Annotated in this window: 24 protein-coding genes; 12 read left to right on the top strand and 12 right to left on the bottom strand. The window is 44.9% G+C overall.

The genetic code is table 11. The features are described from left to right. Nucleotides 1-40: 40 nt before the first annotated feature. Together V8G47_RS07615 and V8G47_RS07610 are read right to left on the bottom strand one after the other, a co-directional pair. The gene (locus tag V8G47_RS07615; protein ID WP_336199579.1) at nucleotides 41-712 is read right to left on the bottom strand and encodes a 5'-methylthioadenosine/S-adenosylhomocysteine nucleosidase family protein; all 672 of its coding nucleotides are present in this window, start codon (nucleotides 710-712) and stop codon (nucleotides 41-43) included. Between the two features lie 76 nt (nucleotides 713-788). Next, complete coding sequence (locus tag V8G47_RS07610) at nucleotides 789-1,103, bottom strand: winged helix-turn-helix transcriptional regulator (protein WP_336199578.1); 315 nt, start codon at nucleotides 1,101-1,103, stop codon at nucleotides 789-791. Between the two features lie 161 nt (nucleotides 1,104-1,264). On the opposite strand from V8G47_RS07610, the gene V8G47_RS07605 reads away from it, so the two are divergent. Both V8G47_RS07605 and V8G47_RS07600 read left to right on the top strand, forming a co-directional pair. Next, nucleotides 1,265-2,113 carry a VOC family protein gene (locus V8G47_RS07605; RefSeq protein WP_336199577.1) on the top strand — a complete coding sequence of 283 codons (849 nt, stop codon included), beginning with the start codon at nucleotides 1,265-1,267 and terminating at the stop codon, nucleotides 2,111-2,113. Between the two features lie 224 nt (nucleotides 2,114-2,337). Continuing rightward, nucleotides 2,338-3,315: an LLM class flavin-dependent oxidoreductase gene (locus tag V8G47_RS07600; protein WP_336199576.1), complete on the top strand. Its 978-nt coding sequence runs from the start codon at nucleotides 2,338-2,340 to the stop codon at nucleotides 3,313-3,315. Nucleotides 3,316-3,410: 95 nt separating this feature from the next. Here the strand turns inward: V8G47_RS07600 and V8G47_RS07595 are convergent, their stop codons facing one another. The 3 genes from V8G47_RS07595 to V8G47_RS07585 form a co-directional block, all read right to left on the bottom strand. After that, nucleotides 3,411-3,701: a hypothetical protein gene (locus V8G47_RS07595; protein WP_336199575.1), complete on the bottom strand. Its 291-nt coding sequence runs from the start codon at nucleotides 3,699-3,701 to the stop codon at nucleotides 3,411-3,413. A 203-nt stretch (nucleotides 3,702-3,904) separates the two neighbouring features. Further along, the gene (locus V8G47_RS07590) at nucleotides 3,905-4,447 is read right to left on the bottom strand and encodes a DUF6944 family repetitive protein (RefSeq protein WP_336199574.1); all 543 of its coding nucleotides are present in this window, start codon (nucleotides 4,445-4,447) and stop codon (nucleotides 3,905-3,907) included. Nucleotides 4,448-4,504: 57 nt separating this feature from the next. Further along, nucleotides 4,505-5,587 (bottom strand): MBL fold metallo-hydrolase, encoded by a 1,083-nt coding sequence (locus tag V8G47_RS07585; RefSeq protein ID WP_336199573.1) that lies wholly within the window; start codon nucleotides 5,585-5,587, stop codon nucleotides 4,505-4,507. Nucleotides 5,588-5,744: 157 nt separating this feature from the next. Here V8G47_RS07585 and msrA point away from each other — a divergent pair, with 157 nt between their 5' ends. Beyond that, nucleotides 5,745-6,863, top strand: coding sequence for a peptide-methionine (S)-S-oxide reductase MsrA (msrA, locus tag V8G47_RS07580; RefSeq protein ID WP_336199572.1), 1,119 nt, complete (start codon nucleotides 5,745-5,747; stop codon nucleotides 6,861-6,863). 46 nt (nucleotides 6,864-6,909) lie between these two features. Here msrA and V8G47_RS07575 read toward each other — a convergent pair whose 3' ends face one another. Together V8G47_RS07575 and V8G47_RS07570 are read right to left on the bottom strand one after the other, a co-directional pair. Then, on the bottom strand, nucleotides 6,910-8,100 hold the full coding sequence (locus tag V8G47_RS07575; RefSeq protein ID WP_336199571.1) for an NAD(P)/FAD-dependent oxidoreductase: 1,191 nt from the start codon (nucleotides 8,098-8,100) through the stop codon (nucleotides 6,910-6,912). Between the two features lie 115 nt (nucleotides 8,101-8,215). Next, nucleotides 8,216-8,638, bottom strand: a complete 423-nt coding sequence (locus V8G47_RS07570) for an organic hydroperoxide resistance protein (RefSeq protein WP_336199570.1) — start codon at nucleotides 8,636-8,638, stop codon at nucleotides 8,216-8,218. Between the two features lie 170 nt (nucleotides 8,639-8,808). Between V8G47_RS07570 and V8G47_RS07565 the strand changes: the two genes are divergently transcribed. Together V8G47_RS07565 and V8G47_RS07560 are read left to right on the top strand one after the other, a co-directional pair. After that, nucleotides 8,809-9,237, top strand: coding sequence for a MarR family winged helix-turn-helix transcriptional regulator (locus tag V8G47_RS07565; protein WP_336199569.1), 429 nt, complete (start codon nucleotides 8,809-8,811; stop codon nucleotides 9,235-9,237). Between the two features lie 21 nt (nucleotides 9,238-9,258). After that, on the top strand, nucleotides 9,259-10,548 hold the full coding sequence (locus V8G47_RS07560) for a nuclease-related domain-containing protein (protein WP_336199567.1): 1,290 nt from the start codon (nucleotides 9,259-9,261) through the stop codon (nucleotides 10,546-10,548). On the opposite strand, the gene V8G47_RS07555 is transcribed toward V8G47_RS07560, so the two are convergent. Both V8G47_RS07555 and V8G47_RS07550 read right to left on the bottom strand, forming a co-directional pair. Next, the gene (locus tag V8G47_RS07555) at nucleotides 10,451-10,738 is read right to left on the bottom strand and encodes a hypothetical protein (RefSeq protein ID WP_336199566.1); all 288 of its coding nucleotides are present in this window, start codon (nucleotides 10,736-10,738) and stop codon (nucleotides 10,451-10,453) included. The two genes, V8G47_RS07560 and V8G47_RS07555, sit on opposite strands and share 98 nt — an antisense overlap. 73 nt (nucleotides 10,739-10,811) lie before the next feature. After that, nucleotides 10,812-11,363, bottom strand: coding sequence for a flavodoxin family protein (locus V8G47_RS07550; RefSeq protein ID WP_336199565.1), 552 nt, complete (start codon nucleotides 11,361-11,363; stop codon nucleotides 10,812-10,814). A gap of 149 nt (nucleotides 11,364-11,512) precedes the next feature. Here V8G47_RS07550 and V8G47_RS07545 point away from each other — a divergent pair, with 149 nt between their 5' ends. Beyond that, nucleotides 11,513-12,391 (top strand): LysR family transcriptional regulator, encoded by an 879-nt coding sequence (locus tag V8G47_RS07545; protein ID WP_336199564.1) that lies wholly within the window; start codon nucleotides 11,513-11,515, stop codon nucleotides 12,389-12,391. Nucleotides 12,392-12,662: 271 nt separating this feature from the next. On the opposite strand, the gene V8G47_RS07540 is transcribed toward V8G47_RS07545, so the two are convergent. Further along, nucleotides 12,663-13,115, bottom strand: a complete 453-nt coding sequence (locus tag V8G47_RS07540) for a hypothetical protein (RefSeq protein WP_336199563.1) — start codon at nucleotides 13,113-13,115, stop codon at nucleotides 12,663-12,665. Nucleotides 13,116-13,206: 91 nt separating this feature from the next. Between V8G47_RS07540 and V8G47_RS07535 the strand changes: the two genes are divergently transcribed. The 4 genes from V8G47_RS07535 to V8G47_RS07520 all read left to right on the top strand — a co-directional run bounded on the left by V8G47_RS07535 (nucleotide 13,207) and on the right by V8G47_RS07520 (nucleotide 18,925). Next, nucleotides 13,207-14,646: a DEAD/DEAH box helicase gene (locus V8G47_RS07535; protein WP_336199624.1), complete on the top strand. Its 1,440-nt coding sequence runs from the start codon at nucleotides 13,207-13,209 to the stop codon at nucleotides 14,644-14,646. A 133-nt stretch (nucleotides 14,647-14,779) separates the two neighbouring features. Next, a complete protein-coding gene (locus tag V8G47_RS07530; protein WP_336199562.1) occupies nucleotides 14,780-16,360 on the top strand; it encodes a long-chain-fatty-acid--CoA ligase in 1,581 nt (526 codons plus the stop codon). 184 nt (nucleotides 16,361-16,544) lie between these two features. Beyond that, nucleotides 16,545-17,402: a dimethylarginine dimethylaminohydrolase family protein gene (locus V8G47_RS07525; protein ID WP_336199561.1), complete on the top strand. Its 858-nt coding sequence runs from the start codon at nucleotides 16,545-16,547 to the stop codon at nucleotides 17,400-17,402. Nucleotides 17,403-17,545: 143 nt separating this feature from the next. Next, nucleotides 17,546-18,925, top strand: coding sequence for an alkaline phosphatase (locus V8G47_RS07520; RefSeq protein WP_336199560.1), 1,380 nt, complete (start codon nucleotides 17,546-17,548; stop codon nucleotides 18,923-18,925). Between the two features lie 51 nt (nucleotides 18,926-18,976). Here the strand turns inward: V8G47_RS07520 and V8G47_RS07515 are convergent, their stop codons facing one another. Next, nucleotides 18,977-19,156, bottom strand: coding sequence for an H-type small acid-soluble spore protein (locus V8G47_RS07515; RefSeq protein WP_336199559.1), 180 nt, complete (start codon nucleotides 19,154-19,156; stop codon nucleotides 18,977-18,979). A gap of 110 nt (nucleotides 19,157-19,266) precedes the next feature. On the opposite strand from V8G47_RS07515, the gene V8G47_RS07510 reads away from it, so the two are divergent. Continuing rightward, nucleotides 19,267-19,419: a hypothetical protein gene (locus V8G47_RS07510; protein ID WP_336199558.1), complete on the top strand. Its 153-nt coding sequence runs from the start codon at nucleotides 19,267-19,269 to the stop codon at nucleotides 19,417-19,419. A 51-nt stretch (nucleotides 19,420-19,470) separates the two neighbouring features. Here V8G47_RS07510 and V8G47_RS07505 read toward each other — a convergent pair whose 3' ends face one another. Continuing rightward, nucleotides 19,471-19,611 (bottom strand): hypothetical protein, encoded by a 141-nt coding sequence (locus tag V8G47_RS07505; RefSeq protein ID WP_179126082.1) that lies wholly within the window; start codon nucleotides 19,609-19,611, stop codon nucleotides 19,471-19,473. Nucleotides 19,612-19,806: 195 nt separating this feature from the next. On the opposite strand from V8G47_RS07505, the gene V8G47_RS07500 reads away from it, so the two are divergent. Then, complete coding sequence (locus V8G47_RS07500) at nucleotides 19,807-21,174, top strand: esterase/lipase family protein (protein ID WP_336199557.1); 1,368 nt, start codon at nucleotides 19,807-19,809, stop codon at nucleotides 21,172-21,174. The last annotated feature ends 37 nt before the right edge of the window (nucleotides 21,175-21,211 follow it).

Here is a 21,211-nt window from a genome sequence, read left to right as displayed (position 1 = left end):
AGTTCTTCAGTGGCCTCCCAATGACTCCGGGTTTTTATGGTTATATAAATCTATTTAAATATTCGCCAAATATTTTGTTCATCACTTTGGGTGTGTTTTCTAAATAAACACTAATCTGTTCAGTGTTTGATTCGAATTTGTCAGAGCTACTTTCATCTGTTGGAAAATCAGATATTCCTTTAATGATAATGCATTTAACATCATTCTTCTTACAGATATACGCAATGGCACCCGCTTCTGTATCGGCTATTGTTATTTCGTTTTCTTTAAGTTCTAAATAGTCCTTCCACATCACTACTGCTTTATCAGCGGTGGCAATTGTTCCGGTATGAAACTCATTTCCGTATTTTGATAAATCGATATCGACTATGAAGGATTGTTTAATAAGAGGCTCGATTTCTTTTACTGTGCAGTCATATTGAACGGCTCTGTCAGGTACAAAAATATCCAAATTACTGAACTTATCATCTATTCCTGCACAGGTTCCAGCAACGATAACTTTCGTTAAATGAAAGGTAGAAATCATATACTGATTACCACCGACACCATTTACTTTTCTTACACCGGTACTATAAAAAACAAGTTCGGTATCATTAACTGTTTTTATGAAATACTCGCCATAAGGATAACTGAAACGTTCATGATCTTTTATGCCGAAATATACCAATGTCGCTTCATATTCCCACTTCGTTGCTATACTGATTCCTATCATCGACTTATCACCCTGCAAAGATAGCTATTTTTATTTTTCTCTCCCAAAACGGAGCCCCTAAATAATAAACGGGCTCTCATTCCTTTTCAATCCACTCCTGGGACCATTTCTCTATATTTTTCATTAAAGGCTCTAACGAATAACCTTTCTCCGTTAACGAATATTCAATCCGCACCGGTGTCTCGGGATAGACGGTCCGCGTAACGATTCCTTCTTGTTCAAGATCCTTTAACCGCTCGGATAGAAGTCTGCCGCTGATGCCGATTGCGTCTTTGATGGTGCAGTTCCGTTGGGGGCCGGACAGCAGCTGATAAATGATGAGCCCCGTCCATCGCTGACTTAAGATGCCGATCGCTTTTTCAAATCTTGGACATATTTCAGATTGGTTCATCTTCAATGCCTCCTTTATTCATGGAAATTCTATTTTGTAGTATACCATATAACGGGTAATCGGGTAATTTAATTACTTGACGGAATATAGTTATTAAATTAAAATTAGTTACATAAAGTAACTTAATGACATATGTCTAAAAATAAATCGGAGGAACCATAATGAACTTTCATAAAGAACCCCATACATTTGTTGGGGAAGTGAGCCTAATCGTGCAGGATTTGAAGCGATCTCTTTCTTTTTACAAGGAAGTGATCGGGTTTAAAGTGCTGGAGCAGTCAGAAAAACGGGCCACTTTAACGGCGGACGGTATTCATTCCCTGTTATCCATTGAAGAGCTTGAAGAAACATTTCCTAAAGAGCCGCGGACGACGGGGTTATATCATTTTGCTTTATTGCTTCCAAGTAGAGAAGACCTTGGTAAGGTGCTGGCCCATCTGATCAAGCTGAATATACAGCTCGGATCTTCTGACCACCTTGTCAGTGAAGCAATCTATTTATCCGATCCTGATGGGAATGGAATCGAGATCTACAGGGACCGTCAAGCCTCCGCCTGGACATGGCATGGTGACCAAGTCGAAATGACCGTCGATCCCCTCGACGCACGGGGGATATTAGCCGAGGCCGGAGGGGAAGCGTGGAATGGACTTCCTGCCGGTACAGTGATGGGGCACATTCATCTCCACGTGTCGGATTTGAAGTCGACGGAAGAATTCTACGGGAAAGGTCTTGGCTTTAACGTGGTGAGCCGTTTCGGGAATCAGGCACTCTTCATTTCGACTGGAGGGTACCATCATCACATAGGATTGAATACGTGGAATGGCGTAGGCGCACCGACTCCTTCTGTAAACAGTGCAGGCCTCAACTGGTTCACCCTCCACTTCCCGAATGAAGAAAAGCGCAGCATCATCATCCATAGTCTCAAATCCATGGGAGCCGCAATACAGGAATATGACGGTAAAATCCTCACCGTCGACCCATCCGGCAACCACATCTATTTAAGCTTGTAAAGGGGAGGGACGGACCTCGAAAAACGAGGTCCGTCCCTTTTCTGTATTCTTCATACATGTTGATACAGAGGGATTCATCTGGAATTATTGAGAGTGTTTCCCGTGATATTCCAACGAAAAGTGAGGTCCGTCCCTCTAAGCATTTTTTTTGGTCCTGCAGATTTTAGTGGGATAATGTAAGTATATACTAATGGAAATTCGGTTTGCGAAGGGAAGTGACATGGATGAAGTTGAGTGTATTGGAGCAGTCTGTGATTGTGAGGGGAGGGGACGCAGGTACTGCGTTTCGGAATACAGTGGAGCTTGCACAGTATACAGAAGAGTTAGGGTACACACGATTCTGGGTGGCGGAGCATCATAATACGAATGGTCTTGCAGGTTCGGCTCCCCAGGTACTGATTTCACATATTGCGTCCATGACGCATACGATCCGGGTCGGATCTGGGGGTGTCCTTCTTCCTCAATACAGTTCTTACAAAATTGCGGAGGACTTCAAGGTGTTGGAAACCCTATTTCCCAATCGGATCGATCTTGGAATCGGCCGTTCCCCCGGTGGATCATATGAAACACGGATGGCTCTTACGGATGGGTTGAAAAAGAGTATGAATGAGTTTCCGGATCAGGTAGAGGCACTTCAGAATTACTTGCATCTTTCACCTGAACAATCCGTGAAGGCATATCCCGACGCAGCGTCTCCTCCACTTCCATGGATATTGGGCATCACACACCGTGGTGCCAGGGTGGCAGCTGAAAAAGGCACGGCTTTTACCTTTGGTCACTTCATCAATCCGGTCAATGGGAAGCGGGCGATGGATTATTATCAATCCCAATTTCAGCCTTCAGCCTCATTAACCCGACCCTTGAGCAATGTGTGTATCTTTGTCGTTTGCGCTCCAACTGAGGAGAAAGCAGAAGAAATAGCCCTTACACAAGACTTGTGGTTATTGGCTGTAGAGAAGGGGATTGATACTGAAATTCCTTCCATCGAAGAAGCAAAGACAAGAGTGCTGACACTTAAAGAGAAAGCAAAAGTAATGGAAAACAGAAAAAGAGCGATCGTCGGAACCCCTCAAAAAGTGAAGGAAGAACTCCAGATGCTAAGTGAAGTATATCAAACCGATGAATTTATGATCATCACCAATGTGTCCCAATTTGAAGACAAAGTAAGGTCGTATGAGTTGATCGCTGAGGCGATTCTCTAATTCAATAGGGATAAAAGAGGCATGAAAACCTCTGAAAATAAGAAAGGGAACCTATTGCGCTTTAACGCCAGGGTTCCCTTTCGATTTATATGAAATTAGTAATAATAAGGATATGGCGGATAACCATAATAAGGTGGTGGATATCCGTACCCGTAACCATACCCATAACCTGGACTCAATAATGCTGCACCTAATAATCCACCGGCAAGTCCTCCCACAAACGGACTGAAGCCGAATCCAAATCCTGGTCTTCCGAATCCGCCATAACCGAACCCTGGTCTCCCGAACCCTCCAAATCCCGGTCTTCCGAAGCCTACCCGTCCGATTGGCCGGCGGTAATCACTATAGTCTACAAACGTTTCATTGCCTGTTTGAAAATCATTCATAGCATAAACCTCCTCTCTATCTAGGTTATGAGTATTCGTTTTGAGTGGGATTGGTATAGGCGTTTACCCAGATAAAGAGATTTTATGAAAAAGGACCCAGGGAGCAGTCAGGAGAAGGTTTGAATATCCAATAGGATTCGATTGTTTTTATACCGAATCCATCCGCTCAGCATGTTCGTATTAAGAGTACACGTAGAGAAGCATCAGGTGGAGGACTTTTTTGATTGGGCCAGTGCAGAAATAATGGCTCCGATCGCCTGGATCCAGCTTCCTATAGCGTAGAGGTTTCCGCTGTCTCGATTGTTTAATTCCAGGATGATGGCTATGGCTTGAAGGGAGTTCCCGATGGCTTTCAAAAGGTTCCCGTATATTGAAAATAGTACTTCTACTGTGTGCTCTTCATTGAAGGAATCTGCCAGGGCAGTGGATGCCCCCAATGCCTGCACCAGGTTTCCCTTGATAACAAGCTCCTGCTCGATAATGTCATTGTAACCCCTGACAAGGCCTGCAATGACGATGACGTTCCCAACAGCCTGAAGTCCATTCCCCACTTTTGTCAAGGTGAATTCCCTAATGGCATCTGCACTAAGGGCGCTCCCTGTTGCCTGAAGTTCATTTCCTATGAGATTAAAAGAATTGAGCGTTTCCATTGGAATCCTTTTAAAGGGTGTACTCCCGATAGCGGCGATGACGGTCCCGGTAGCCGCAACCCATGCACCGAATGTGGCTTTTTGCTCATTTCCCATAGTTGATCGCCCACTTTTTCGTTCTTAGATAGTGTATACATACGGGCGATTGTTTGTTCATTCCCACCATCTAGAAGATGGGAATGAATCTCCTTCCACAAGAAACGTTTCTCCGATTTTAGGCGTTGCAATGGGAACATTCCGTTCTTTTCCGCATTTTGTGAGGCGTTCAATCGGATCGGTCCATTCATGGAAAGATAATGTGAAAGCCCCCCAATGGATGGGCATCAGCCATTTCCCTTTCACGTCAATATGGGCTTGGACAGTCTCTTCAGGGAGCATATGAATCGGGGCCCATCTGGGGTCATACTGGCCACATTCCATCAGGGTCAAATCGAAAGGACCATACAGCTCCCCGATCTCTTTAAAATGCGGACCATACCCACTATCCCCACTGAAAAAGATATTGGACGATATTCCGCTGATACACCACGAGCACCATAAGGAAGCGTTCCGGTCATTCAGGCTTCTGCCGGAGAAGTGCCTGGCAGGAGTACAGGCAAATGTAAGGCCGGCCCATTCTCTTTCCTCCCACCAATCAAGCTCCACTATGTGATCAGGATGGATCCCCCAATGTTCCAAATGACTGCCTACCCCTATGGGAACGAAGAATTGCTTCACTTTGGTGCGAAGCTTTCGAACCGTACCGTAATCAAGATGGTCATAGTGATCATGGGAAAAAATCACAGCATCGATGGAAGGCAATTCATCGAGTTGAAAGGGAAGTTCCTTGCTGTATCTTTTTCCACCTATCCATGGAAATGGGGATGGGGCCCTGCCAAACATGGGATCAAGCAGAAGTCTCTTCCCGTCCATTTCAAGCATGGCTGCAGAATGTCCGAACCACGTAACATTCGTCACGGGATGGGGGTGGGAGATAGAAGGAAAAGCCACTCGTGGAATATCGTTTCCAGGTTTGCGTTTAGCGTCACGTTTTACGAGATCGCGGATCATGGAAACGGATGAAGAAAAGCTCGTGTCCATAGAAGTCGGCGTAGGGTTTTGAAAGGAACCTTGTGAGTATTGAGGGGATGAATGAACCCGTTCACCTGTAGGTTTTTTACCAAATGCGGGGTAGTACTTTACAATCAGGAAGGCGGTCAATAGGATAGCGGATAGCACTATAAGAATAATGGACATGGATTTTCTCCTTTTAGCTATTACTATCGCAGATTCATACGTTTCTGTCCAAACGCAAGGTGGTCAACGGTCATTGGAGAAAACCGATTCATCTTCGCAAGAGGAACAGCTACACGGTACAATGAAGGTAAGAGAAAAATGGAGGGGAGGAGATACGATGAAGAAGATCATGATGGGGATTGGGCTGATACTCATAGTAGGTCTGGGGGCATTTTTCGGACCGAAACTGTATGCAAGCCTAACCCAGAAATCGTTAGGAAGTGAAGCGGTGAAATCGGAGACGATCGATGAAGACCATGAACTTGCGACCTTTGCGGGTGGATGCTTCTGGTGCATGGAACCTCCTTTTGAAAAACTGGACGGCGTATACTCGGTCATTTCAGGATACACAGGCGGCGAAGAAAAAAATCCGACCTATGACGAAGTATCCTCCGAACAGACGGGACATGTGGAAGCTGTTCAAATCGAATACGACCCTGACGTGATCACCTATGAACAATTACTGAAAGTCTTCTGGAGGCAAATCGACCCGACGGATGCCGGTGGACAGTTCGTCGACCGGGGACCCCAGTACGTGAGCGGGATTTACTATCATAATGAAGAACAAATGAAGGCAGCTCAGAAATCAAAAAAGGAATTGGAAGATTCGGGCCGTTTTGATGGGGAAATTGTAACGGAGATCCAACCGGCCAAAACCTTTTACAAAGCCGAAGAGTACCACCAGGATTATTATAAGAAAAATAAATTAAGCTACAAATTTTACAGAAGCAATTCAGGCAGGGATGATTTTCTCGATGAGGCGTGGGGAGAGGATCGACATATCGAACTCCAGACCAATTCTATTTATCCTTCTTTTACAGATGACGAATTAAAAGAAAAATTGACGGATATCCAATACAAAGTCACTCAGGAAGATGGAACGGAGGAAGCATTCAAGAATGAATATTGGGACAACAAGGAAGAAGGCATCTATGTAGATGTCGTCTCGGGTGAACCTCTATTCAGCTCGAAGGATAAATACAAAAGTGGAACAGGGTGGCCAAGTTTCACAAAGCCCCTTGTGGAAGATAATATTGTGGAAGTGGAAGACCGGTCGTGGTTCACGGTACGGACGGAAGTCAGGAGTAAACATGCGGATTCCCACCTGGGTCATGTATTTGATGATGGCCCGAAACCTACAGGACTAAGATATTGCATGAATTCGGCCGCTCTTCGTTTTGTTCCGAAGAATGAGTTGGAGGAGCAGGGATACGGTGAATTCTTGTCTCAATTCTAAATGGAAGTGGGGGACGGACCTTTATTAAAGGTCCGTCCCCGATCATTTATCTATCCAATTTGACGATCTCTGCATCCGGGTTGGGGCGGCCCGAGATAAGGTCCCGCAGGATGTTGGCTCCGAGCATGCTGTAGACAGTGCCGTTTCCGCCATAACCGAGCAGATAATAAATCCTGTCTTTGTCGGGATGTTTCCCGATATAGGGAAGGTTGTCCAGTGACTCCCCGAAGCTTGCCCCCCATGCATAATCCATCTTGATCTTCAGGTCGGGAAACAGTTTCTGAACTTCTTTTTCAATCCGCTTTCCGCGTTTTTCAATTTTCTTCTCACTTTGAGGCGCCTCTGCAGGGTCTTCGTCTAATCCGCCGGCAATAATCCGGTTATCTATCGTAGTGCGCATGTATAAATAAGGCCGCTTTGTCTCCCAGATGAGCGCTCTGTCATCCCATTGAGATAAGTCTTCAATCGGTTCTGTCGCAATGGCATAAGACCTGTTGATGTCTGAACCGATTTTCTTATTCAGGGGAGGCGTTTCATAGCCTGTTGCATGGATCAGGTGCGTTGCTTGAATGATCCCGTCAGGAGTATGGATGTTAACACCTGTAGAATGTTCTTCTATGTTAGTTGCTTCCAGTTTTTCAAATATCGTTGTTTGCTTTCCTTCTTTTAAATAATCAAATATCCCATTCACGAATTTGTATGGATTCACTTCTGCGTCACCATGCGTGATCAACGCTCCGGACTTTGAAAAAGGCAAGCGGTCTTTCATCTCTTTACGAGACCAATATTCCACAGGGAAGCCGTGCTCATTCAAGGTTTTATATTCTTTCTTTAACTTTGGAACATGTCGGGATGTGCTTGCATAGTAAATGCTTTTCCTGCGGATGAAGTCAGGAGAAACCGGTAGATTCATCGCTACCTTCTCCAGATTCTCTACTGCTTCCATACATAAGGAATAAAAACGAACCGCCTTGTCTTCTCCGATCTGGTCCATCAATTCATGAAGCATGACGTCATTGGAAAATTGAAGCAGCCCTGTATTGGCGGATGAACTGCCGGCAGCAAGTGTCCGTTTTTCAATGATGGCGACATTCAAGCCTTCCTGGACGAGTGAATAGGCGCATAATGCCCCGGACATGCCACCTCCTATGATGACTGCATCATACTTTTTATCAAAATCTTCTTTTCTATTTTTTAATGTGGTCGGCCAAAACAATTGACCATTGTGTAATTTCATCCTGGTGCCCCCATTGAATAATGAATTTATTCCTATTCCATTCCCTTGAAAAGGGGAGATTAAAACATTTGAAATCTAAAAAAAGGATGGGCATTCATTTGCCCATCCTGATCCGTTAAAATAATTCAGTATGCAATTCTACATCGATATTTCCGTTTGTCGCTTTGGAGTAAGGACATACACCATGTGCTTTTTCCACCAGTTGTTTGGCTTCATCCAGTTCTACACCATTGACGGCAACTGAAAGGACAACGCCTAATTTAAATCCTCCGTCTGTATCCTTACCGATTGAAACTTCAGCCGTTACATTGGATTGGATTTTTTTCTTTTCCTGGCGGGCCACTAAATTAAGAGCGCTGTCGAAACAAGCCGCATATCCAGCCGCAAATAGTTGTTCAGGATTTGTTTCCCCGTCTGCCCCGGAACCACCAAGTGCTTTTGGCATGCCCAAAGCCACATCCAATACTCCGTCACTGCTGGTTACTCTTCCGTCACGGCCACCTTTAGCCGTTGCTTTTGCTGTGTATAATGCATTCATTTCTTTCACTCCTCTTTATTAGTTGTGTACAATTAAATATTACAAAACTAAATATAATAGATTTTAACTTAGTTGTCAACTATTTAATTGCGCGCAATTAAATTTGATAAATGATACTTTTTTTTGTATGATAATCTCAATTAGTATGTACAAGAAAGGAATCGACATGTATGAAGGACCCACTTTTATTGGAAAATCAAATCTGCTTTAAAATATATACAGCTGAGAGGGAAATCACGAAGCTTTACCGGAGCCTCCTGGAGGAAATCGGTGTCACGTATCCTCAATACTTGGCTTTGCTTGTGTTATGGGAAGAAAAAACGATATCGGTAAAGGAACTCGGCAGGAAGTTATTCCTGGACTCCGGCACGTTGACTCCCATGCTGAAAAGGATGGAAGCGAACGGACTCGTGGAGCGGAAGCGTTCATCAGAGGATGAGAGAAGTGTCATCATCAGTCTTACAACTAAAGGACGGGAAATGAAAGAGAAAGCAGAATGCGTCCCGACCCGTCTATTGGATAGGCTTGAGATGGATGGTGACGAGCTTTCGAAGTTGGATCAGACGCTGACGACGATTTTGGGGAAACTACAGGGATAAAAATTATTATCATTTCTGGACATGTATTGCTATAATTTGGATATCGGCTGGTTTCTTTGCAGTTTTGGCTGGATATTGTTACATAACGGCCGGATTCTCCTTGTTTCTGGCTGGATTTTCTCCCATAACGGCTGGATTTCCATCACAATCGGCTGGATTTTTGCTGTCTGGACCGAACTCTCATCAAAAATTGATGAAAATCATCCCCTGAGACCATCCCAACACCCTACTTATCTTAAAGGAGTGATCTTATTGATCGTAAAAAAGCATGAACCCCCTGGTATCATCGTAAACCTTGAGGTGTTATTACGGCGCTTACCCAAATCCTTCAGCGGAAGAAATGAGATTGAGCATCAGTTGGGAAATTTCAAGGCAGGATACCATGGGGAGTTGTCTTTGGACTATTATTTGAATCGACTCCCAGAAAAAGAATATGTGATTCTCCACGATCTCCGCTTATTTATTCAATCCGCCTTTTTCCAAATTGATACTTTAATCCTTCATAGGAATTTCATTCTCATTTTAGAAGTGAAGAACATTGCAGGAGAAATTTATATTGATACAACCTATAACCAAATGATCCGGAACCTTAATGGTAAAATAGAGGTATTTCAGGATCCTATCCTCCAGTCTCACAGACAAAAAAAGGACCTTGAAAGGTGGCTGGTGGAAAGAAATTACCCGTCCATACCTGTCGAGAACATTGTAGTCTTTACCAACCCACATTCCCATATAAAAAATTCTTCGCAAGATCATTCCGTCTATCAAAGGGTGATAAGAAGTGCAAAACTTCTATTCCAAATTGAAAACTATTTCCAATCTCATCAAAATCCATCATTATCCCCTCAACAAGTAACCAAATTGACGAAAGCACTTTTGAATCATCACACACCACAATCTTATGATCTCTTAAAACAGTTCAATATTTCAAAATCGGTTATTCTTCATGGAGTGAACTGTGTTCAATGTCAGTCCGGATCTATGGAGAGAATAAATGGTACATGGAGATGCGGGCGCTGTTTATCCGTTCAAAAGGATGCCCATACTCATGCATTGAGAGATTATGCGTTTCTGATCAATACCTTGATTACCAACAGGCAAGCGCGGGAATTCTTAAAACTGGAGTCCACTTCAACTGCGCGCAAACTCCTGCAAAAATTGGGCCTGCCGTCGACGGGATCCACAAGAGACCGGGCATACGACTTGTCACCACTTATGGAGACTCCTCCTTCTCCCCACGAAACGCCAGCACCGAAGTCTTCAAAGAAGCGTAATTCCCAATCGCCGCATAACCGTAAAAAAGGCCCATGAATATGCCCGTGACAAGATGCCCCCTGTGGCTGATGAAAATGGAAATGAGCAAGCCAAGAATGACGGCCATATTCGGTACCAGAAAAGCCCGCGGTTTAAAGAAGACTTTGATTAGCTGGGTTAACAGGATGATGACGGGAATGGCGATGACGGCATCCCAGAAGTTTGTGTGAATCGTTGGGAAATCCATATAAAGCCTCCAATAAGGGTTTTGTTCATACTATTTCCTTATTATCTGAGGTTTAACAAAAAAAGATGACCCCTTAAGAGGGATCATCCATTTTAAATCGTGCGTTCCAGCGGTCTGCCTTCTCCAGGGCGGCAGGATCGTTCACGATTTCACCAGGTTTGACGCCGGCACCGATCAGATAATCTGTGAATTCCATATGGACGAATTCAAAAATGTAATTGAATTGCTGTACAAGGGGAAGTCCTTTTATGTTGGCGGAGCTTCCTCCGGTAATCACCACGTACGCCTTTTTCTTTGTAAGCTCTTCTTTCAGGTTGAAGCGCTCGTCGCGCAAATACTGACTCCAACGGTCGAAGAAATTCTTCATCGGACCGCTCATTCCATACCAGTAAAGGGGAGTTGCGAATAATAATACATCATGCTCCTCCATCATCCGGACCAGCTGTTCGTAATCATCCTCCACAGGGAGAAATCCTCCTTCAGAATGGCGCAGGTCTTCAATCGGCTCGATATGCAGATCGGAAAGGGAAACGATGGTATGGTCGGTACCTTCGACGATTTTTTTCGCAAGATATTCGGAGTTCCCGTTTTTTCGTGTGCTACCTAAAAGGGCCAATACTTTCATTGATGAACACTCCTTTATCCATTTCATTATATTTAGCTTTAACCGCTAACGGGATTCTTAATGGTTAAGAGTATACCATTGATGGGGAGATTAAAGTTATCTATAATTATCGATACTAATTATTGTAATTAATGATGGGGAGGGAGAAAATGGATCTGAACTATTTTTATACATTTAAAGAAGTGGTTAAATGGGGGAGTTACACAAAGACCGGAGAGGAACTCGGGTATGCCCAGTCCAGTGTGACAACCCAGATCAGGAAGCTGGAAGAGCATTATCAGATAAAATTATTCGAACGGGTCGGCGGGAAAATGAGGCTCACACAGTCAGGGGAAGAGCTATACTACTACGTGGAAAAAATAGTGTCCCTTCTGGATGAAGCGGAAGAACGGATCTCCCAGGAAAGCAACCTGCGGGGGACACTGCGGATCGGGACCGTGGAATCCCTCGCAGCATATTTCATCACGCCTTATATCAAGGAATTAAAAGGGAAGCACCCTGAATTGAAGATCCTCCTTGAATCCGGACTTTGTCCGAACTTAAAGGAAGGCATCCTTGAAGGGAAGTACGATATGGCTATCCTGCTTGACCGTTTTTCAGAACATCCCGACTTAACGACGATTCCCATCCGCCAGGAGAAATTGGTCATGATTGCGCCACGGGGTCACCGCTTGCATTCTCTGAAAAGAATGAACGTAAGGGAGCTTGAATCGGAAACCCTGATTTTAACAGAGAAAGGTTGTTCGTATCGGGTCTTATTGGAGCAACTTTTAAAAGAGAACGATGTGCAGGCAAAATCTATTATCTCCTTCAGTAGCTTAGAGGCCATCAAACAGTGTGTGGCCGACGACTTGGGTCTGGCCATCCTGCCTGAAATAGCCGTGCAAAAGGAGATTGAGAGCGGAAAGGTCGTCGTCAAGATTCCATTTGATCATGAAAAAAGCCCCCTCTATACACAAATTATTTATCTAGAAAAAAAGTGGCTGACGCCTCCACTTACACAATTGATTGAAGCACTGACCTCTTAGCTATCAAAATGGTTGTTGGATATAAAAGTAAAACGGCTGGATTCTTCTCGAAATCGGCTGGATTTCAGGTCATTCTGGCTGGATTTTCACCCAAACCGGCCGGATTAAGGCTGGAATCGGCTGGATTTTCTCGAAAATCGGCTGGATTCTTGGTCATTCCGGCATCGTCCGGACCGGATCCCCCCACACCCACGCTGCTGAAAGTCAAAAAGGACGAATCGACACACCGATTCGCCCTTTTTTCATCCTTCTGTCACCCCGAAGATATATATTACCGTCTCCGGAATCCTTCTTCACGCAGATACAACGCTGCTTCATCATACCCGCCGAAGCTGTCTTCCAGGTTATCACCGGCATAGATATTCCAGCGGTCATCTTCTTCAATCAGCATGAGGGAATGCCCTTCTGTATCTTTCCATAACTGTTCCACAGGAGGGGCGACTTCTTCTTCCGTTGCCAGGTGGTCAATGGAAGCACGGATGATGTCCCGCAGTTCGTCCCGATTGAAATCACGGATATTTACGAGTCCTTTTTTGGCTTCATATTCAGGCAGACTGCCTGTGTAAACAAAACCGTTCCCGTTCGGGTGCAGGTGATAGACGACGGTCGTTTTTTCATAGAGACTGTCTTCAAAGTGGAAGTTCACCCGGTTCAGTGAAACGTCCTTTCGTGTAAGCTCGGGAAATTCTTCTATGAGAGCTAATTTATCTTCAAATGTCAGCAATGTGATTCCTCATTTCATTTTACGATTTTCCCATTATAACATAGTGCCCTATTTTCTATAGAGGATTACGGGTATAATGAGTATCAAAGAGGTGACCCCATTGAATGATTTTACTTCCTTAGGAATTCAACCTAAGTACGTCAATGCATTAAAAGAACAATCCATAACAGTACCGACGCCGATTCAGAGCGAAACCATCCCAGTATTATTAAATGGTGATGACGTGATCGGACAGGCGCAGACAGGTACGGGAAAAACGATGGCGTTTCTCCTGCCCATGCTTGCGAAAATCGATCCGGAAAAAGATGAGATCCAGTCTCTTATCGTGACTCCGACGAGGGAGCTTGCGATTCAGGTAACCGCTGAATTGAATCAAATCCTTTCTTCTGTGGAAGATGATATACATGTATTAGCCGTGTACGGTGGTCAAGATGTTGAGAAACAGATTAAGCGACTGAAGAATAAGGCGATTCATATTGTGATCGGAACACCTGGGCGACTGCTTGACCATGTGCGCCGCGAGACGGTCGATTTTTCAAATGTTAGGTTCCTCGTATTGGATGAAGCGGATCAGATGCTTCATATCGGCTTTTTCGATGAAGTGGAGTCGATCATCCGCGAGACGCCGTTCACCCGTCAGACCGCCCTGTTTTCAGCGACGATGTCCAAGGATATCCGTAAGATCGGGAAGCGCTATATGAATCAACCTCATAATGTGCAGATCCGTGAAAAAGAAAAAATTGTACAGGAAATTCAGCAGGAAATCGTGGAAACGACGGATCGAGAGAAGCTGGATGCCCTCAGTCAAACGATTCACGACGTCCAGCCTTTCCTCGGCATCATTTTCTGCCGGACGAAGAGGAGGGTAAGCAAGCTGCTTGGAGACCTTAAAGCGAGGGGCTTTCTTGTAGATGAACTCCACGGTGATTTGTCCCAGGCGAAGCGGGAAAACGTGATGAAGAAGTTCCGGGACGCGAAGCTCCAGCTTCTTATCGCAACGGACGTGGCGGCCAGGGGTCTTGACGTGGAGGGCGTGACCCATGTGTTCAACTATGATATCCCTCAAGATGTGGAAAGCTACATCCATCGAATCGGGCGTACGGGCCGTGCCGGGAAAGACGGACTTGCCATCACCTTTGTTGCACTGAAGGATAAGCAGGATCTGGAAATGATCGAGAAAGGCGTCGGACGTTCATTGCCCCGCCGAGTGGTGGAGGTCGTTTCTACTAAAGAAATCTCCAAAAGCCCTAAAGGATCCAGTGAAAGTGCAAAGGATCGCCGCGAAAAGAATATACAAGCGAGTAAGGAGAGAAAAGCAAGGTCTCCACGGGGTGGCAGATCCAGGACGGGTGACACGGAAAGTCCGTCCCGCAGTCGAAGATCCAAGAGTGAAGACACGAATCCCCGCCGCGGCGGTGGTGAATCATCGGGTGCATCCCGTGGTAAGCGAACCGGCTCGACTGGAAGAAACAACAACGGTAATCAACGAAATAGTGGCAGCAGATCCTCTTCGAATCGAAGAGGGCGCTGATTTCTAAAGCATGGTGACGAGAGGGTCATCATGCTTTTTTAGGCGTCATAAATATCTGAATATTCCCAAAAATAGTCCGAATCTGTTAATATAGTCCATATAAGATTTATTAATAGAGGGGATGGATGTACATATGCACGTACCATTGGTGTTAACGGATTTTCTGGATCGAGCAGTGGAGTTATACGGGGAAAAGGTAGCGATCATTGATGATGAAAAGCGCTTGACGTATAGACAGCTCGGTGACCGTGTGAATCAACTGGCAAGGGGACTGAAGGCATTCGGGATAGAAAAAGGGGATAAGGTGGCGTATCTTGCTCCCAACACGACGGAGATGCTGGAAGGATTTTATGGCGTGTATTCTGTCGGAGGGGTCATGACGCCTTTGAATACAAGATTAAAGCCTGCCGATTATCACTTTATCCTCACCCACAGTGAAAGTAAGGCACTGTTTGTCGATGAGGAGCTCTATCCGTTGGTTCAGCCGATTCTAGCAGACGTCCCCCACTTGAAGCATGTGGTCATTCACGGTAAAACGCTGGACGGTCATCTTGGCTATGAAGAGTGGCGTGGCTCCTTCAGCCGCGAGCCTTTCTCCCGTACAGAACTGGAAGAGACGGATATCGCGTCCCTTCTTTATACAAGCGGGACGACGGGGGATCCGAAGGGAGTGCTCCTCACACACAGGTCCAATTATTTGCATGCCCTGTCTTCCATGCATCATTTGCGGGTGACGGATCAGGATACGCTTCTTCACGTCCTGCCCATGTTCCATGTGAACGGTTGGGGGTCACCATTTTATTATACGGCCAACGGTGCGACCCAGGTGATGCTTAGAAAAGTAGATCCGGAAGTGATACTGGATAAGGTGGAGAAGCATAATGTTACCGTTATGCATATGGCACCGACCGTTCTCAACATGCTCCTTGAGTCCTATCCGGACAGGGATCGTTCCATCGGGCAACATGTAAGGGTTGTCATTGCCGGGTCTGCCCCTCCACCGGCATTCGTCCGGAAAGTGGAGGAGAATCTAAAGTGGGAATTCATCCAGGTATACGGGATGACGGAAATCTCACCCCTTATCACGACTTCTATATTAAGATCTTCGGAACAGGACCGGCCTAAGGAAGAAACATACCGCCTGAAGGCGAAAGCGGGATATAGCATGATCGGGAGTAAGGTGAAGGTGGTCAATGAACTCGAGGAAGCGGTTTCTCCTGATGGAAAAGCGATTGGTGAAATCGTGACGAGGACCAATACGGTGATGGAAGGATATTATAAAAATCCGGAAGCCACCAATCAAACGATCAGGGAAGGATGGCTGCATACGGGAGATATGGCGACGGTCGATGAAGACGGCTACATCGAAATTGTCGACAGGATGAAAGACGTCATCATAAGCGGCGGGGAAAACATTTCTTCCATAGAGGTGGAGGGAGCCCTTTACGAGCATGATGGTGTCCTCGAAGCAGCGGTCGTGGCCATTCCACATGAACGATGGGGGGAAGTTCCCCATGCAGTGGTGGTTCTAAGAGACGGTCACGCATTGACAGAACAGGATCTGATCGATTTCACAAGAGAAAAGCTTGCCCACTTCAAGGCACCAAAGAGCATTACTTTCGCGAAAGAATTACCTAAAACAGCATCAGGAAAGATCCAAAAAGTGGTGATCCGAAAAGAGTTTTGGAAGGATCATGACCGGATGGTTCATTAAGACAAGAAGCATGCGATCCGCATGCTTTTTTTCTTTATAATGGACAAATGCCCTTATTTTATCCAACAAGGCTGCTTGTCGTCCCTGTTCATCCTCAGACAGCATAAGTTATAAAAAGGACGTTTTGTCTTCATAATAACAGGGAAAAGCAGTTTTTAAGAGCAGATAATTGGAGGGCGTAAAGATGAGTTTAAATTCCCCGTTGGTTCCTAAATCAAAAACACATTGTACCAATGAGTATGGAAAGTTAAAGAAAGTGGTCGTGGTTTCACCTGAAAATATGCGAATCAATGAAATCATAAATGAAACACAAAAGCATTTTTTGAAAGAAAATATTGATATAGATAAAGCCGTTTCCCAACATAAAGCATTTGTCGAAGAATTGGAAGAAAATGGTTCCGAGGTGATTCATCTTCAACCATCACCTGAATTCAATGAGCAAGTCTTCACGAGAGATATCGGTTTCACGATTCATGATCAGTTTTTCGTCGCATCGATGAATACGGATGTCAGGCGGGGAGAAGTGAAAACCCTCAAACACTGGCTGGATGAAAATGAGGTGCCCCATAACGAACTTCTTCATTCCATTGAAGGTGGGGATGTCCTTGTTGATGAGGATAATATCTGGATCGGTGTGAGCGGTCGAACGAATCAGCTGGCGATCCAATCCCTGAGGAATCAGCTCACACCCTATACCGTACATGAACTCCCATTAAGGGAAGACATTCTCCATTTGGATTGTGTGTTCACCATCATTTCCAGTGAATGGGCACTTGTGTATCCGCCGGCTTTTTCTAAAGAGGATCTTGAGACCATCAAGAAGCACTACAACATCATCACGGTGACGGATGAAGAACAATTTCAAATGGGGCCGAATGTATTGGCAATCGGAGATAAGAAAATCATCAGTCTTACCCAGAACCAAGCCTTGAATGAGAGGATCAGGGCGGAAGGATTTGACGTGATCGAGCTGGACTTATCGGAAATCATTAAGTCAGGCGGATCATTCCGCTGCTGTACCCTTCCCCTTATAAGAGAATAATGATATTGAAAAAAACAGGTGACTTTTTGCCTGTTTTTTTCAATTTACATAAGCTTTACTCTCCTGTATTCGTTTCGTAAATGGTTCTTCATATTTACCCTTTATTCTTCTACATGTACCACGAATTATAGGAGGTAGGGAAAATGAAGAAATCAATGAAGAAGATCCTTCCGTTGGCGGTCGTATCCACATTAGCTCTTGGAAGCGTCATAGGGATGAATCAGGACAACACAGAAGCGAAAGCCAAGGAATCTAAAAACGGCAAAGCCAAGAACGTCATCTTTATGATCGGTGATGGAATGGGTAATCCATATACAACGGCTCTCCGCTATATGAACGATAATCCGGATACAATGGAAATGGAGAAGACGGCATTTGATCCTTACCTTGTCGGACTACAAACGACGTACCCGGAAGATGAAAAAGAAAACGTAACAGATTCAGCGGCTGCCGCAACGGCGATGAGCGGCGGAGTGAAAACATATAATAACGCGATTGCAGTAGATAATGATAAATCAGATGTAAAAACGGTTCTCGAGCAGGCGAAGGAAAATAACATGTCTACAGGAATTGTCTCTACATCAGAAATCACCCATGCAACACCTGCATCTTACGGAGCTCATGAAGAGTCACGCAAGAGTGAAGATGCGATTGCCAATGATTATTATGATGAAATGATCAACGGTAAGCATAAGATTGATGTCATGCTTGGTGGGGGAACGGATTTCTTTGAACGTGATGACCGCAATATTGCAGAACAGTTCAAGAAAGATGGTTACAGCTATGTGAAATCTGCCGAGGAGCTTAAGAAGGATGATAATGAACAGGTTCTTGGCCTCTTTTCGGAAGTCGGAATGGACAAGATGATCGACCGTGATGAGAAACAGCCAAGCTTGGCTGACATGACAACATCTGCCCTTGACCGTTTGAAAGGCGATAAAGATGGGTTCTTCCTGATGGTGGAAGGCAGTCAAATCGATTGGGCAGGTCATGATAATGATGTAGTCAGTGCCATGAGTGAAATGAGGGACTTTGAACAAGCGTTTGAAAAAGTAAGGGATTTTGCGAAAGAAAATGGTGAAACATTGGTCATCGTGACGGCTGACCATTCAACGGGTGGTATCTCAATCGGTTCTGACGGTGAATACAACTGGGATCCGGCTCCAATCCAGGCGGCAAAGCATACACCTGACTATATGGCAGAACAGATCGTGAATGGTGCACCGGTTGAAGAAACGTTAGCGAACAATATCGACCTTGAATTGACTGGGGAAGAAATTGATTCTGTGAAAACCGCTGCTGAAAAAGGAGATCAAACGGAAATCGATAATGCGATCGAGAAGATTTTTGATAAACGTTCAGGTACCGGCTGGACAACGGACGGACATACAGGTGACGACGTTCCAGTGTACGCTTTCGGTCCTCAAAAAGAGAAATTTGCAGGCCTGATTGATAATACGGATCAAGCAAATATGATCTTTGAATTGTTGAAGAATAAAGGCAAAATCAAAGAAAAGAAGTAATACGAATGAAGACCACGCCGGGGGAAAGTCCCCCGGCGTGGTCTTTTTTTATTATACTTCTTCTAAATCAGAAATACTGACTTCGGAACGTTCTTCCAGTGGCCCGCGAAGGTGCACTACGGCTGTTTTTCCGTCTTCATTGACGGAGTCGATCCAGACCGACGCATCCCGGTACTTGACTTCGATGTCGGCTGAAGAAGATAAGATTTGTTTGACCCGATTTTGATCCATATTCATTCCTCCTAACGTTTTTTCACTGATTAGTGTGTCCCAATTCTGATGAACCATGACCGCATAATTCCATCGGGGAATTGATATTCTATTAGGGAAAGGATGATGATATGAAAAAGCAGGATGAGAGGCTGTCTCCAACAGAAGCCAATATGGAGTTAAATGAACGATTAAATGGTGGCTCTGAAAGGGAAGCCGACCCGAGTCACATACATGTCGAATCCAATATGATCCCAGTGAATATTTCTAAGGAAGAAGAGTGACTCCTTTTCCAAATCAAAAACCTGCCTGAAACGAATCAGGCAGGTTTTTTACTATTTCGTTTTGTTTTTCTGATCTTTATTATGCTTATTCCCCTTGCTGTTGTCACCGCTTGTGATTTCATTTGCGAACTCTGTCGTACCTCGTTTTGGTGAGTTTTGGTTTGCACTGCCCTTGTTGTTTTTCTTTGTCAAAGGAATCCCTCCAATGTAGTGTGATGATTATTAGTTTTCGATAAGGACATGGGGACTATTCAATCATTTAGAGGATATATGTCTTTCTTCCTGTATTTAACAATCATGATGAAAAATGATCACGACTAAACGATAATGAAGAAAACGTCTTTTTTAAGGGAGATAAGGGCTGTGGAGGAAAAAGGGGGAAGACAGATGGAGACAGGAAAACCCGGCAATTGGTTTATTGACGAAGAAGCAGCGAATACAGATGGATTTCCGATTTTATTTATACATGGAATTAATACGACCTCAGAGACATGGATCAAAGAGAACGATATGCTTCCCATCACCCGCGGAGCCGGTTATCAATCAGTGTTCATCGAGTTACATCCGGATGAAGATATGTGGAGGAACGGGGAAATATTAGCTGAGAGGCTCCGGGAGATGTATGAGTTTTTCAATAAGAAGATTATAGTCGTCACCCATAGCAAAGGCGGGATCGATGCCCAAACCGCACTGGTTCATTATGGCGCTTCCTCCTATGTTGAAAGGGTCATCACACTTTCGACGCCCCATCACGGTTCAGAGCTTGCAGACCTTGCCTTCAGTAAATGGGCGGGATGGCTGACCGATGCATTGAAAAGTAAGACAAATGCCGTCTTCTCATTGCAAACCGCGTATATGAAAGGATTCCGGGCAGAGACAGACGGATCTCCTCTTACGCAGAAAAACCCCATCTATACATTTGGGGGCACAGGCTGGGGCGCGGCCTATTCTGAATTGTTTTGGGGAGGTTTGTATTTAAGCCGGTTCGGTCAAAGTGATGGCGCTGTGCTCGTGAAAAGCTCCCGTCTCTCATATGCGAAGGAAGTGGCGGTGGGGGACTGGACTCATACAACGATTAAACAAGGCAGTGAGGTTTTCCCATATTTGAAGGGTCTTTATAAAGAAGACGTGACGGACGTGGTGTATGGGGAGCTGAGCGAACTGGCACTGGAAGGGGAAACGTCGGTCCTACACAGGGGCGGGGAATTTGAAGGGATCGGGTTGGAACGATTCTTCGTAGAGGAAGGAGTGGAGAAAATCACGGTAAACTGGATCAGTGATCAAAAAAGTACGGTCTATGAGCTTATCGGCCCCGACGGCAAGGAATATAAGAACTGGAGTGTCGCTTTAGATGCCACAGGCTATTTCCCCGGGGCGTATCATCATTCCATCCTTCTTTCAGCACCCGTTCCAGGGAAATGGGAAGTGAAGGCTGCATCCCTTCAAAAAGAACATTATATGCTGAGCATTCTGTTTCACAAAAAGAGGGAAGGAGCTCTTCTTGTCAATGCACTGAATGAGGTTGCCCCTTCAGTTAAGAAGACCTATACCATCCACCACTTACCGATGAAAAGTAAAAAGCAACATTCGAAAATCATCACTTCAGAAGATCTGTCCTCTTTGCCGCTCGCGGACTTTGAAGAAGGAATCCACAACATCACCACAGATCTGGAAGGGAAAACGGAGCAGGGGAACGACTTCCAACGGACAACGATTCAGACCGTCTATGTAGATGGAAAGGGTAATATCTATTAAATGAAAAACAAAGGTCCGTCCCTATGCATAAAGAGGG

The organism is Rossellomorea sp. LJF3 (assembly GCF_037046045.1).
In the GTDB taxonomy this organism is placed as follows: domain Bacteria; phylum Bacillota; class Bacilli; order Bacillales; family Bacillaceae_B; genus Rossellomorea.
The sequence above is the reverse complement of the archived record's forward strand: the minus strand, read 5'-3'. Positions and strand labels throughout refer to the sequence as shown.